Raw genomic sequence first — 13631 nt, forward strand, 5'->3', positions numbered from 1 at the left:
CAGGCGCTCGCTAGGTGAGGGCCTGCGGTGTGCAGAACGCGGATGCACTAGTGGATGGGACCGGCAATGCCGTCGCTCTATTGGACGTTGCGAGCGGATGGCGTAGTCACTCGCAGCGGTGGCCGTTACAACGGCGGCAGCGGATTGCGTTGGGCCTCGTCGACGCCCAGCCAGTCGGCGTCGGTCAGCACGTGCAGGCCGTGCGCAAGCCGGGATTTGTCGCATTGTGCGCTGCGCTGGCCGAATTCCAGCGACGCCGGCACAGCGGCGCAGGCGGAGGGCCGGCGATCATGGATGCTGCAGCGGCTGTAGCGGCCGATGTCCGCATCCAGCGCGATGCAGCGCGGCTGCGATTGCGAGGTGCCGCGCATGACGCGCTCGTGCGTGCGCAGCGCATCGGTCAGCTCGATCGGTACCCTGCCGCCTAACGCGGGATCGGCCTCGCTCCAGTGAAAACTGACGCGGAAGTAGGCGCAGCAGGCGCCGCAGGTAAGGCAGGGATGTGCCATGGAATGCCGGGCCTTGCGCGGCGAAACAACGTGGTGAGCGCGGCATTCTGACCGAACCACGCTGCGATACAAGTGGCACGGGCGTGCGCCGGTTAGCGGTTCATCTGCGTCGCTCGACGCAGCGTGTGTGTGCAAGGCGCTGCGCCTCGCGCAGGGCAGGGCATGTCGCGCGAATAGCGTGCGGCAACGTTGCGGCTCGATGACGCGCAATCACCGCGTCAGCCATCGCTGCGATGGGAGCACGCACCAGCCCAGGCGCTTTGAGCGCGATCAAGCGGCCGGCACCGTCGGCGCATGGGTGATAATGCGGCAATGACTACGACGACTCTCTGCAATATCGCCGCCACCCTGCCGGAACTCGCGCGCGAGCGCCCCGAGCAGATCGCCATCCGTTGCCCGGGCCGCCGCGCCGCCAACGGGTTTGCCGCCTACGATGTGACCTTGAGCTATGCCGAGCTGGACGCGCGCAGCGATGCGATCGCTGCCGGCCTGGCCCTGCACGGCATCGGACGCGGCGCGCGCGCGGTGGTGATGGTGCGCCCGTCGCCGGAATTCTTCCTGCTGATGTTTGCCTTGTTCAAGGCCGGTGCGGTGCCGGTGCTGGTGGATCCGGGCATCGACAAGCGCGCGCTCAAGCAATGCCTGGACGAAGCGCAGCCGCAGGCGTTCATCGGCATTCCGCTTGCGCAGCTGGCGCGTCGTCTGCTGCGGTGGGCGCGCTCTGCAAAGCAGATCGTCAGCGTCGGTGGCCGTTACGGCTGGGGCGGGGTGACACTGGCGCGCGTGGAGCGCGATGGCGCCGGCGCCGGCAGTCAGCTGGCCAACACCGGGCCGGACGATGTGGCCGCAATCCTGTTCACCAGCGGCTCGACCGGCGTGCCCAAGGGCGTGGTGTACCGCCACCGGCATTTCGTCGGCCAGATCGAATTGCTGCGCAATGCCTTCGGCATGCAGCCCGGTGGCGTGGATCTGCCGACGTTTCCGCCGTTTGCCCTGTTCGATCCGGCATTGGGGCTGACCTCAGTGATTCCGGACATGGATCCGACCCGCCCGGCCACCGCCGATCCGCGCAAGCTGCACGATGCGATCGACCGCTTCGGAGTCACGCAGTTGTTCGGCTCGCCGGCATTGATGCGCGTATTGGCCGACTACGGCCAGCCCTTGCCAAACGTGCGCCTGGCCACCTCTGCCGGTGCGCCGGTGCCGCCGGACGTGGTGGCCAAGATCCGCGCGTTGCTGCCGGAAGATGCGCAATTCTGGACGCCGTATGGCGCCACCGAATGCCTGCCGGTGGCAGCGATTGAAGGGCGTACGCTGGACGCCACCCGTGCGGCCACCGAGGCCGGTGCCGGCACCTGCGTCGGCCAGGTCGTCGCGCCGAACGAGGTGCGCATCATCGCCATCGACGATGCGGCCATTCCCGAGTGGAGCGGCACGCGCGTGCTGGCGGTGGGCGAGGTCGGCGAGATCACCGTCGCCGGCCCCACCACCACCGACACCTACTTCAATCGCGACGCGGCCACGCGGATTGCCAAGATCCGCGAGCGCAATGCGGATGGCAGCGAACGCATCGTGCATCGCATGGGCGATGTGGGCTACTTCGATGCCGAAGGACGCTTGTGGTTCTGCGGGCGCAAGACCCACCGCGTGGAAACCGCCACCGGCCCGCTCTACACCGAGCAGGTGGAGCCGGTCTTCAACGTGCATCCGCAAGTGCGGCGCACCGCCTTGGTCGGTGTCGGCGCACCCGGACAACAACAGCCGGTGCTGTGCGTGGAATTGCAGCCTGGCGTGCCGGCATCGGCATTTGCACAAGTGGAAACCGCATTGCGCGCGCTGGGCGCTGCGCACCCGCACACGGCTGGAATCACGCGTTTCCTGCGCCATTCCGGATTTCCGGTGGATATTCGCCACAACGCCAAGATCGGCCGCGAAACGCTGGCGATCTGGGCGGCGCAGCAGTAGCGCCGAGCCTCACGATGCGCGCGCGTTATCGACTGGATGACCTGCGCATCGATGTGGCGCGCCAGCGTGTGGAGCGTGACGGCGTCGCACTGGAGGTCGGCGGGTTGAGTTTCCGCCTGCTGCACTATTTGCTGCAGCAGGGGCAGCGGGTGGTCGGTTTCGACGAGTTGATCCAGAAAGTGTGGGCACCTGCGCTGGTCAACGAAGAAACCGTCACCCAACGTGTGCGCCTGCTGCGGCAGGCCTTGGGCGACGACTCGCGTCAGCCGCGTTACCTGCGCTCGGTGCGCGGGCAGGGCTATCAACTGTGCGTGCCGGTACAGTTGGAAGAGGCTTCACCTGCATTTGGGGTGCGGTGGCGTGGTGCCTGGATCATTGCGACAGGCGTGCTGCTGCTCTGCGTTGGCGCGACCTGGCGGCTGCAGTCGCGTGACACCCCGCCAGCACAATCGGCCTTGTTGCAGCGTGCCGACTACTATGCCGGCATCGGTCAGCGCGACGACAACGAACGCGCCATCGGGCTGTATCGGCAACGCTTGCAGCAAGCACCGGACGATCGGCAGGCACAACTCGGCCTCAGTCGCGCCTACAGTGCGCGCGTGTGCCAATACGACGCCGATGCGGCGTTTGCGCAGCAGGCCTTGCAACTGGCCGATGTGGTGCTGGCCGTGCAGCCGCGTCTTGCCGCGGCATACGCGGCGCGTGGCTACGCACTGGATTGTCAGGGTCGCAATGGCGATGCGCTGGCGGCCTACGAGCAGGCGTTGCAGCTGGATCCCGCTGCCGATGCGGTGCGCGGCTCGGCCGCCTATCTGTACGAACGCCAGGGGAAACTGGTGCAGGCGCTGGTGGCCAATCTGGCGGTGCGCGATCCCTCGCGCGTGCGGTTCTTGCGGATCCAGATCGCCAGCAATCTGAGCCTGCTCGGCTATGCGAGTGCCGCCGAGGCGCGCTACCGAAAGAATTTTCAACTGTATCCGGACGACCCGTTCTCCAATCTGGCCTGGCCCAGGTTCCTGTTCGACCATGGCCGCGCGGCTGAAGCGCAGACCGCCTTGAGCGAGGCGCTGGGCCGCGGCACCGAGTATGCGGGGCTGTCGTTGCTACAGGCCGAACTTGCCTGGGTGCGTGGTGACAAGGCGCTTGCACATGCAGCGGTGCTACGGGCGGCGCAGCTGCGTCCACAAGGCAGCTTTGCGCAGACCGTGGCGTGGACGCTGCAGGCGCAGCCGCCACCGGCAGCCGCGACGCTGCAGGCGCGCGCACAGGAATTGCTGGTCAGCGTGGAGCGCGGTGGCGATCCGTTCGATGCAGTCGATGCGGCGGTATTGCTGCTGTGTGCAGAGGCGCCAGATGCAGCGATGCGCGCCCTGCAGCGTGCCGAAGCCGCCGGCTACCGCAATGCCGGCTATCTGCGGCAGTCACCGCTGCTGCAACCGCTGCGCACGCTACCGGAGTTTGCTGCGCTGCTGGCACGCATCGATGCCGATCTTGCTGCCCAGCGTGCGCAGCTGCGTGCGCGCAATCTGCCGCCGGCAGAAGCGACGTCCGAGCGGGGCTAAGACACTGCAATGTGTCGTCTGTGCGCTGCATGCTCAAATCGCATTGCATGCGCTGCGTGCCTCATAGAACAACTGCGCTTGCTGGTTGCGCAGTCGTATGGTGAGCCGCCTTGGAAAACTGCTAAGCACGCCGCCAGCCGGGCGCAGCCGGCTTGTGGTTCCCATCCGCACACGACCATGTTGGCAGGTGAGATGTCCTTACCGCTTGCGGGGCCCTTGGCGGCATGGATGCTGCCAAGGAGCCTCTGGGGACGGAGTTACGGCGTGTCCCGCAAGCGTTAGGGCATTGGACTCCCGTGGCAGCATCCAAACGACGCTAAAAGCGCAAACCCTTGGCCACGTCGAGAAGTGATCGAGCGGTGTGGATGCGTCTGTCAGTTGCTTTCGGGGAGCGCCTTGAGCACATAGTCGGTCAGCAACCGGTGTGATTGCTGGTGCATCTGCCGGGTGTTGTAGGCACGGCGGGTGAGCACGACCACTAACCGCTCTTCGGGCACGACGAATACGTAGTTGCCGCCATTGCCGGACATCGCCCAGGTGTCGCGTTGTACGCCGCGTACAGGAAACAGGAAGTGCCAGAGTTGATAGCCATAATCGGCATCCTCGCGTGCCTGCGCATGCACGCTGGTCATCGCCCGCACCCAGTCTGCGGGAATGACCTGGCGGCCTTGCCAACGCCCCTGTGCGAGCAACAGTTGACCGAGTTTGGCCAGGTCGCGGCTGCGATAACGGGTGCCGCCACCGCCCATACCCACTCCTTCGGACGAGACGTTCCATTGCGCCTGCGTGATTCCGAGCGGCGTTTCGAGGACCTGGGCTGCGAATGCCTGCAACCGCTGTCCTGTGGCTCTTTCCAGCAATGCACCGAGCAGGAAGGAGCCTGCCGTGCAGTACGAAAACGCGCGGCCGTGCGGACTTTGCGCAGGCCGCTGCATCCACGGCGCGTAGCCACGGATCGGCAGATCTAGGGCGAACTGGGTCCAGTCCGCACTCACGTACATGCGCTCTTCGTTGCCGGCAGAAAATTCGTTGTCGTCGTTGCATTCCAGCTGCGAGCTCATCGTCAGCAGGTCCTCGATGCTGATGTCGCGCTTGCGCGGATCGGGATGCTGCCACTGGCGATCGCCAAAGTAGTCGTAGACCTTGGCCTGCGCGTTTGGGATCAGTTTGCGCTCGATTGCCGCACCGACCAGCAACCTGGTGACGCTTTTGGTCAGCGAGCGGGTGTCGTGCAAGATCTGGCGATCGGCACCGCCCAGGTAGTTTTCGTAGACCAGCACACCGTCGCGCACGATCAACACGCTGGTGGTGGATGGCGCCAGATCGGCGGCCAGCGCCTGTTCCATCTGCGCGAGCACGGTGCGGTTCCAGCCATGGGCGGCCGCGCTGGCGACCGGCCAGCCGTCATCCAGAGCAGGTGGCGTGGCGGCCGTTGAAGCTGAAGGTGTCGGAGTGGTTGCCGTCGGCGTGGCAGCTCTGGGCGTGGCACCAGGTGGTGCAGCGTGCAGCGCAGAGATGGCGAACAGCGCGGGTAACAGCAGAGACGGGCGGGTCATGATGGCTCCAGAGATCGACGGAGCCACCATGACGCCAGCGGTGCGAATGAACTGCCTGATGTCTCGATGAAGATTTATGAAGCTCTTTGCGATCAATGGCTTGCGTCTGGCGCAAACGGTTACCTGTCTGCGCCGCGTCGCGATAACGGTCCGGTCCGGCTATTGTGTGCGCCCTGCAGGAGCGATGGGTGTGGCGCAATGAAGGTGTTGGTAACCGGTGGTGGTGGCTTTCTTGGCCAGGCGTTGTGCCGCGGCTTGATCGCGCGTGGGCATGAGGTGGTGAGTTTCCAGCGCGGCGATTATCCGGTGCTGCAGAGTTTGGGCGTGGGCCAGATCCGTGGCGACCTGGCCGATCCGCAGGCGGTACGGCATGCCTTCTCCGGCATCGATGCGGTCTTCCACAACGCCGCCAAAGCCGGTGCGTGGGGCAGCTACGACAGCTATCACCAGGCCAATGTGGTGGGCACGCAGAACGTGCTCGACGCATGTCGGGCCAATGGTGTGCCGCGCCTGATCTATACCTCCACGCCCAGCGTGACCCATCGCGCCACCAATCCGGTGGAAGGCCTGGGCGCCGACGAAGTGCCGTATGGCGAGGACCTGCGCGCGGCGTACGCGGCAACCAAGGCGATCGCCGAGCGCGCGGTGCTGGCGGCCAACGATGCGCAACTGGCGACGGTGGCCTTGCGTCCGCGCCTGATCTGGGGCCCGGGCGACAATCATCTGTTGCCGCGCCTGGCCGCGCGTGCGCGCGCCGGCCGCTTGCGCATGGTCGGCGATGGCAGCAACCTGGTGGACAGCACCTACATCGACAACGCCGCGCAGGCGCATTTCGATGCGTTCGCACATCTGGCTGCAGGTGCTGCGTGTGCGGGTAAGGCGTACTTCATCTCCAACGGCGAGCCCTTGCCGATGCGCGAGTTGCTCAATCGCCTGCTGGCTGCGGTGGATGCACCGGCGGTGACGCGTTCGTTGTCGTTCAAGACTGCGTACAGAATCGGTGCAATCTGCGAGACCATGTGGCCACTGTTGCGTCTGCCTGGCGAAGTGCCGTTGACGCGTTTTCTGGTGGAACAGCTGTGCACGCCGCACTGGTACAGCATGGAGCCGGCACGTCGCGACTTCGGCTATGTGCCGCAGGTCAGCATCGAAGAGGGGCTGCAACGGCTGCGATCCTCATCTTCCAACGACATCGCCATCACTCGATAAAGACCGCCGCATCTTCAGGATACGTCTGCGCCGATTCGGCACGACAACTTCTGGAATCCTTGCCATGCTGCATTACGCCATCATCTTCTTCGTCATCGCCATCATTGCCGCCGTGCTGGGCTTCAGCGGTATCGCCGGTGCGGCGACCAACATCGCCTGGATCCTGTTCGTGGTGTTCCTGATCCTGGCTGTGATCTCGATGTTCCGTCGCGGCAAGGTATAACGCCTAGTTGCGATACGTCACGGCAGCGGCGCTGCCGGTCGACGCTCGCATGGCCCGCTTCCGCAAGGAGGCGGGCCATGTGCGTTATGGACGCTCCATCGTTGAATCGCTTCTGTTTCAAAGCAGTTTTTCGAGATATTGCACGTGCTTGCCGTTGCCCAGCAACGCGTCACCGACCGGCTGGAAACCCAGCTGCAGGTGCAGCGCCAGCGATGCCGGATTGGGTGGGAGCAGGTTGACCTCGCAGACCAGGCGCGGTTGCCCCGCTGCACGCGCGGCATGGATGAGCTCGTCATACAGCTGCCTGGCAAGCCCGCGCCGCTGCGCATGCGCGGCGATCACGATGCGGTCGATGTAGACAAAGCGCGCGAAGCGTTGCGCCATCCATGCAAAGTTCGGATTGGCGTAGGCCGCGCCTTGATCCAGCGCGATCAGCAGGCCATCCGCCGGCGCGACGAGGCGTGCGTGCCACGCCAGTTGCAGCAATGCAGCCAGCCCGTCGGCATCCAGTAACGACAGCTCGGTGGCATGCGCATTGTTGAGCGCAAGCAATGCGCTGTGGTCGTGCGGTTGCACCGCACGTATACGGGCCTGGCTCATGCGCCTGGCTCGGCCGCGCTGCGCAGCAGCTGATCGTCAGCATGCCGTTGCAGTGCCAGCTCGATCAGTTGCGTGATCAAGCTGCGGTAGTCCAGCCCGCTTGCCTGCCAGAGCTTGGGATACATGCTGATCCGGGTGAAGCCCGGCAATGTGTTGACCTCATTGATCACGATGCGGCCATCGGCGCATAGGAACACGTCCACACGCGCCATGCCGGCGCAGTCCAGCGCCTGGTAGGCCTGCACCGCAATCTGCTGGATGCGCTGCTGCGTCTGCGCATCGATGTCGGCCGGGATCACGATGTCGGCGCCGTGTTCGCTGATGTACTTTGTCGCGTAGGAGTAAAACGCGTCGTGCACCACCACTTCGCCGCACACGCTGGCCTGCGGGGTGGCATTGCCCAGCACGGCGCATTCGATCTCGCGCCCGGCGATTGCCGCTTCCACCAGCACCTTGTGGTCGTATGCCAGCGCCAGTGCGAGCGCGTCGGCAAACGCATCGGCACTGCGCACCTGGCTGACACCGACCGACGAACCCTGGTTGGCCGGTTTGACAAACAACGGCAGACCCAACTGCGCGATCAACGCATCCACGTCGGCATGTGCGGCGGTGTGGCGGTTTAAGCAGGCGAACGGCGCCACCTCAAGCCCGGCATCGCGCAGCACGCGCTTGGCCAGGTCCTTGTCCATCGCCAGCGCCGAGCCGAGCACACCTGAGCCGACGAATGGCAGATTGGCCATGCGCAGCAGCCCTTGCAGCGAGCCGTCTTCGCCGAGCGTGCCATGCACGATCGGAAACACCACATCGATCTGCGCCAGCGCCTGCTCCGGCTGAGTCGGGCGCAGCTGTTGTTGCTGCGCGCCCGGTAGCAGGGCCACGCCGCGACCGCTGCGATGCAGGGCGATGCGGGCCGGGTCGTCGGCATTGAGCAGGAAGCTGTCGGGGTCGTTGACGTGCCACTGGCCCTGCTTGTCGATGCCGATCAGCACCGGCTCGAAGCGCTGCGGATCGAGCGCATCGAGAATGTTGCGCGCCGATTGCAGCGAGACCTCGTGCTCGGCCGATTTGCCGCCGAAGATGAGACCGACCCGGATCTTGCGCATTGCCTGCTCCTGCCACCTGCGTGATGAGGTCGCCAGCATGCCCGCGGCAGGGGCGCCGAAGGAAGTCCTGCATGATCGACGCACGCGGCCTGGCCGCAAGGCGCCCTGCCATGATCGCCACCCCGGCCTCCGGCTTGCACGTGCCACACCACCGTCAAGCAGTGGCGACATGCGGGGACGGTAGAATGCGCCCATGCCCGGATCCCTGTTCAACTCACTCAAGCCGCTCGCCGGCCAGGCCCTGCAAGCCGCGCTCAACCGCGCGCTGGCACTGGACCCCGATACCCGTGATGCCCTGCTGCCACTGGAAGGCCAACGCATCGCACTGACCCTGGAGGCGCCTGCGCTGGCCCTGCAGATCCGCGTGCACGAGCGCCGCTTGCTGGTCGGCCCGGTGGACCAGGCGCAGGAGCCGGACCTGGCCGTGCGCAGTAGCCTGGCCGGCTTGCTCGGCCAGCTGCCGTTCCTGCCCAACGCGCGCCGCAGCGGCGCACCGGCCGGGCGGCTCAAGGTCTCCGGCGATGCCGAGCTGGCGCGCCAGCTGCAGCAACTGGCCGGCCGCTTCGATCCGGATTGGCAACTGCCGTTCGTGGCGGTGTTCGGCGAGATCCTCGGCGTACAGATCGCCAATGCGGTGCGTGCAGCGCTGCAGCAGGCACGCCGCAGCGCGGTGGATCTGGCGCATAGCGCGGCAGAATTCGTGACCGAGGAATCGCGCGACGTGGTGCCGCGTGCCGAACTGGACGCCTTTCACGACGATGTCGACGAACTACGCGACGACGTCGAACGGCTGGCCGCACGCGTGGCGCGCCTGCGCGCGGCCGGAGGTGCGGCATGAAGGCGCTGCTGCGGGCCAGCCGCATCGGCCGGGTGATCCTGCGCTATCGCCTGGACGACCTGCTGCAGGACACGCCGGCCGAGCGCTGGCTGCGCCTGGCCAAGCCGTTCGTGCCGCGCGCCAGTGCCGAAATCGCCGCGCAATCGCGCGGTGCGCGGCTGCGGCTGGCGTTGCAGGAACTGGGGCCGATCTTCGTCAAGTTCGGGCAGATCCTGTCGACCCGGCGCGACCTGATTCCGGCCGATGTGGCCGATGAACTGACCCTGCTGCAGGACCGCGTCAAACCCTTCGACGGCGAAGCGGCGCGGCTGATCGTCGAGCGCGCGCTGGGCCTGCCGGTGAGCGTGGCGTTTGCCGCGTTCGACACCGTGCCGCTGGCCTCGGCTTCGATCGCGCAGGTGCACGCGGCCACCTTGCCGCCGGATGCCAGCGGCGTGCGCCGCGAGGTGGTGGTCAAGGTGCTGCGCCCGGATATCGAGCGCCAGATCGATGCCGATATCGCGTTGCTGCAGTCGCTGGCCACGCTGGTCGAACGCACCCACCCGCGCGCTGACAAGATCCGGCCCCGCGAAGTGGTGGCCGAGATCGAAGGCACCCTGTCGGCCGAACTCGACCTGCAGCGCGAAGGCGCCAACGCCAGCGTGCTGCGCCGGTTCTGGGAAGGCTCGGACGATCTGTACGTACCCGAGGTGATCTGGTCGCACACCGCCGAGCGTGCACTCACGCTGGAGCGCGTGTACGGCATTCCGTCCGACGATATCGCCAAGCTCGATGCGGCCGGTATCGACCGCAAGGCACTGGCGGCCAAGGGCGTGCGGGTGTTCTACACGCAGGTGTTCCGCGACAACTTCTTCCATGCCGATGCGCACGCCGGCAACATCTGGGTCGACAGCGACCCGGAGCGCCGGCTCAATCCGCGTTTCATCGCGCTGGATTTCGGCATCATGGGCCAGCTCTCGCAGGAAGATCAGTACTACCTGGCCGAGAACTTCATGGCGATCTTCCACAAGGATTACCGCCGCATGGCCGAGCTGCACGTGGAGGCGGGCTGGATGCCCGACAACGTGCGCATCGACGAACTGGAAGCGGCCGCGCGCTCGGTGTGCGAGCCGTACTTCACCCGGCCGTTGTCGGAGATTTCGCTGGCCGAAGTGCTGATCAAGCTGTTCCGCGTCGCGCAGCGCTACGAACTGACGCTGCAGCCACAGCTGATCCTGTTGCAGAAGACCTTGCTCAACATCGAAGGCGTCGGCCGCCAGCTCGACCCCAGGCTGGATATCTGGGCAGTGGCGCGGCCGGTGCTGGAACGCATCCTGCGCGAGCGTTACAGCCCGCGCCGCGTGCTCGGCGAGTTGCGCAAGCGCCTGCCGGAAATCATGACCCATGCGCCGGACATGCCGCGCCTGGTGCACAGCTGGTTGAAGCAGCAGGTGGAAGGCCGCCACCAGCTCGACATCCGCTCGGCCGAGCTGCGCGCGCTGGACCTGAGCCTGCGCAAGCTGCAGACGCGCGTGGTCACTGCCATCACCGGCAGCGGCCTGCTGGTGGTGGCTGCCGTGCTGTATGGCCTGCACCCGAATGGCTGGTACCTGGGCACGGTGCCGGTGTGGAGCTGGGTCAGCGGCGGCGCCGGCTCGGTGGCCCTGCTGGTCGCCTGGCTGCGGCGCTGAAGCACTAAGACACTGCGACAGGTGGCCTGCCGCATCCGGCTGGGTAGCGGCAGCGCCTGCAGCGGCACGATGACGAAGCCGTCCCCGGCGAGGTAGTGATGATCGATCTGCACGCATTGAAGGACGAACTGGCACGCTTCGGTAGCGACAACGATGCGCACCAGCCGGAGCGTGGCCGGCGCATGCTCAACATCACGCCCGACACCGGGCAATTGCTGGCCGTGCTGGTACGCGCCACCGCTGCGCGGCGCGTGCTGGAAATCGGCACCTCCAACGGTTATTCGACGCTGTGGCTGGCCGAAGCGACCGCCGCAATCGGTGGGCACGTCACCACGGTGGAGCTTGCGGCCGACAAGGTGGCCCTGGCGCGGGCCACGCTTGCACGCAGCGGCCTGGCCGCGTCGGTGGAGGTGGTGCACGGCGACGGCGGCACGTGGCTGACCCAGGCGGCCAGCGCCAGCATCGATCTGGTCTTCCTGGATTCGGCGCGTGGCGAGTACGTGCGCTGGTGGCCGGCACTGCGCCGCGTGCTGCGCGGCGGCGGCCTGCTGGTGGTCGACAATGCGCTGTCGCATGCCGACGAACTGGCGCCGTTCACCGCGCTGCTGGCTGACGATCCGGCAGTCACCTGCAGCGTGGTGCCGGTGGGCAAGGGCGAATTGCTGGCGGTGTGCGGCGCGGCTTGAGGGTGCGCCGCCGAGCTGCCACGCCCTCAGGCCTCAAGGCGCGTGGTCGGCATGCGCCATACGGCGCGGCGGCGCAGTGGCATGCGGTGTCGACGATGCGGATAATCCGCCGGTGAGCACATCCCCCAAGCACTTGCAGATTCTCTTCCAGGACGAGCTCCTGGCCGTCGTCGACAAACCCGCCGGGCTGATGGTCCACGACAGCAAGCTGGCGCGCGGGGAGGACGACTTCCTGGCCGACCGCCTGCGCGAACAGCTGGGCCGGCCGATCTTTCTGGTGCACCGGCTCGACCGAGCGACCAGCGGCTGCCTGCTGCTGGCGTTCGACCGCGAGGCCGCCAGCGCGCTGGGCAAGGCCTTGATGGCCGGCGAGTTGGAGAAGGACTATCTGACCGTCTGCCGCGGCTGGCCGGCCGAGGAGCGCTTCATCGTCGACCACGATCTGGACGGCGGCCCCGGCAAGCCGGTCAAGAAGCCGGCGGTGACGCACTTCCAGCGCCTGGCCACCGGCGAGCTGGAGATCCCGTCCACCGGCTTTGCCACCTCGCGCTATGCGCTGCTGCGCTGCCAGCCGCAGACCGGGCGGTTCCGGCAGATCCGCCGGCACATGAAACACCTGTCGCACCACATGATCGGCGACACCAGCCACGGCGATGGCCGGCACAACCGCAGCTTCCGCATGCTTGGCATCCACCGCATGCTGCTGCACGCCGAGCGGCTGGGGTTTCCGCATCCGGCCGATGGGCGGCGCATCAGCGTCACCGCGCCGCTGGATGTGGAATTTTCCAAGGCCTGCGCGTTGCTCGGGTGGGAGATGGCCGCGCCGGGAGCGGTGCAGACGGCTTGATGCGGTGCGCGCGGCTAACGGTCAACACGCCCACACGATCTGCTGGAAATCCGCACAACCGTACCTCACCTCAACCCCTCTCCCTCAGGAGAGGGGCCAAGCGCCTCCTCACCGAGTGGGACAAGCGGGTTGGCGCAATCGTCGTCAGCGCCACCACCGCCACCGTCGCAAGCAGCAACCGCCACGGCAGGCACGCTGTTCCGATTCCCCAATCCCGATTTCCCCATCCCCGCCCTTCAGGGCTTCTGCGGTGCCGCCGCCGGCGTATTGACGATCTTCTCCAGATCCTTCTGCAGGTCGGCAAACAGCGGCAGCATCTTCTGCTGGATCGCGCCCATCAGGTTCTGGGTCAGTGCCGGGGTCTTGTCCAGCAGGCTCTGGCCGGCCGAGCTCTCGTAGAACTCGGCCATGGCCAGCACGTCCTCGCGTGAGAACGAGCGCTTGTAGATGTCCACATACATCGGCCGCAGTTCCGACCACGACAGCGCCTTGCGCACGGTCTGGCGGGTGCGCTCCTGGATGCGCTGCAGCTGGGCCTGCTGGTCGGCGTCGAGCTGGCGCTGGGCGGTGAGCTGGGCGAACTGTTGCTGCTGCATCGCTTCGATCTGCGGCAGCATCGTGTCCAGCATGGTCTGCGCGCGCGAGGCGGCCAGCAGGCGGTTGATGTCGGCATCGCTGGGTGCCTGCGCAAACGCGGCGGGCGTGGCCAGTGCCAGCGCGGCCAGCACGATCAGGCGGCGCGCCAAGGCGCGGGCGGCGGCAACGGAACGGGGCGGTGTCATCGGAGCATCCTGCACAGTCGGGGGAACCGGCCGCAGCATACGGGAAGCCGGCGTTCGCGCGCGCGTCCATGCCGGTGCCGA

13 protein-coding genes are annotated in these 13631 nt (G+C 66.7%); 8 read left to right on the forward strand and 5 right to left on the reverse strand.

Annotated features, from left to right (window positions below; all coding sequences use genetic code 11):
- Positions 1–125: 125 nt before the first annotated feature.
- On the reverse strand, positions 126–509 hold the full coding sequence (locus ACCQ04_RS01100) for a YkgJ family cysteine cluster protein (protein ID WP_226427153.1): 384 nt from the start codon (positions 507–509) through the stop codon (positions 126–128).
- Between the two features lie 312 nt (positions 510–821).
- Here ACCQ04_RS01100 and oleC point away from each other — a divergent pair, with 312 nt between their 5' ends.
- Both oleC and ACCQ04_RS01110 read left to right on the forward strand, forming a co-directional pair.
- Entirely contained in the window at positions 822–2474 is a 1653-nt protein-coding gene (gene oleC, locus ACCQ04_RS01105; protein ID WP_226427056.1) for an olefin beta-lactone synthetase, read from the forward strand.
- A gap of 14 nt (positions 2475–2488) precedes the next feature.
- Positions 2489–4036, forward strand: a complete 1548-nt coding sequence (locus ACCQ04_RS01110) for a winged helix-turn-helix transcriptional regulator (protein WP_226427055.1) — start codon at positions 2489–2491, stop codon at positions 4034–4036.
- Between the two features lie 374 nt (positions 4037–4410).
- Here the strand turns inward: ACCQ04_RS01110 and ACCQ04_RS01115 are convergent, their stop codons facing one another.
- Positions 4411–5592 (reverse strand): serine hydrolase domain-containing protein, encoded by a 1182-nt coding sequence (locus ACCQ04_RS01115; protein ID WP_226427054.1) that lies wholly within the window; start codon positions 5590–5592, stop codon positions 4411–4413.
- Between the two features lie 198 nt (positions 5593–5790).
- Between ACCQ04_RS01115 and oleD the strand changes: the two genes are divergently transcribed.
- Together oleD and ACCQ04_RS01125 are read left to right on the forward strand one after the other, a co-directional pair.
- Positions 5791–6801, forward strand: a complete 1011-nt coding sequence (gene oleD, locus ACCQ04_RS01120) for a 2-alkyl-3-oxoalkanoate reductase (protein ID WP_226427053.1) — start codon at positions 5791–5793, stop codon at positions 6799–6801.
- A gap of 64 nt (positions 6802–6865) precedes the next feature.
- Positions 6866–7024, forward strand: coding sequence for a DUF1328 domain-containing protein (locus tag ACCQ04_RS01125; protein WP_003468167.1), 159 nt, complete (start codon positions 6866–6868; stop codon positions 7022–7024).
- A gap of 117 nt (positions 7025–7141) precedes the next feature.
- Here the strand turns inward: ACCQ04_RS01125 and ACCQ04_RS01130 are convergent, their stop codons facing one another.
- Both ACCQ04_RS01130 and ddlA read right to left on the reverse strand, forming a co-directional pair.
- On the reverse strand, positions 7142–7624 hold the full coding sequence (locus ACCQ04_RS01130; protein ID WP_184609805.1) for a GNAT family N-acetyltransferase: 483 nt from the start codon (positions 7622–7624) through the stop codon (positions 7142–7144).
- Positions 7621–8727, reverse strand: a complete 1107-nt coding sequence (gene ddlA / locus ACCQ04_RS01135; protein WP_226427052.1) for a D-alanine--D-alanine ligase — start codon at positions 8725–8727, stop codon at positions 7621–7623. Before ddlA ends, ACCQ04_RS01130 begins: the two co-directional genes overlap by 4 nt.
- Positions 8728–8920: 193 nt before the next feature.
- On the opposite strand from ddlA, the gene ACCQ04_RS01140 reads away from it, so the two are divergent.
- The 4 genes from ACCQ04_RS01140 to ACCQ04_RS01155 all read left to right on the forward strand — a co-directional run bounded on the left by ACCQ04_RS01140 (position 8921) and on the right by ACCQ04_RS01155 (position 12768).
- Complete coding sequence (locus ACCQ04_RS01140; RefSeq protein WP_226427051.1) at positions 8921–9565, forward strand: ubiquinone biosynthesis accessory factor UbiJ; 645 nt, start codon at positions 8921–8923, stop codon at positions 9563–9565.
- Entirely contained in the window at positions 9562–11235 is a 1674-nt protein-coding gene (gene ubiB / locus ACCQ04_RS01145) for a ubiquinone biosynthesis regulatory protein kinase UbiB (RefSeq protein ID WP_065033144.1), read from the forward strand. The genes ACCQ04_RS01140 and ubiB overlap by 4 nt, the downstream gene beginning before the upstream one ends.
- 98 nt (positions 11236–11333) lie before the next feature.
- Positions 11334–11921 carry an O-methyltransferase gene (locus ACCQ04_RS01150; RefSeq protein WP_226427050.1) on the forward strand — a complete coding sequence of 196 codons (588 nt, stop codon included), beginning with the start codon at positions 11334–11336 and terminating at the stop codon, positions 11919–11921.
- 76 nt (positions 11922–11997) lie between these two features.
- Positions 11998–12768 carry a pseudouridine synthase gene (locus tag ACCQ04_RS01155; RefSeq protein WP_345778021.1) on the forward strand — a complete coding sequence of 257 codons (771 nt, stop codon included), beginning with the start codon at positions 11998–12000 and terminating at the stop codon, positions 12766–12768.
- A 236-nt stretch (positions 12769–13004) separates the two neighbouring features.
- On the opposite strand, the gene ACCQ04_RS01160 is transcribed toward ACCQ04_RS01155, so the two are convergent.
- Positions 13005–13589 (reverse strand): DUF2059 domain-containing protein, encoded by a 585-nt coding sequence (locus ACCQ04_RS01160; protein WP_039529037.1) that lies wholly within the window; start codon positions 13587–13589, stop codon positions 13005–13007.
- Positions 13590–13631: the final 42 nt, after the last annotated feature.

The sequence above is a fragment of the Xanthomonas sp. NCPPB 2866 genome, assembly GCF_041475745.2.
GTDB lineage: Bacteria > Pseudomonadota > Gammaproteobacteria > Xanthomonadales > Xanthomonadaceae > Xanthomonas > Xanthomonas arboricola.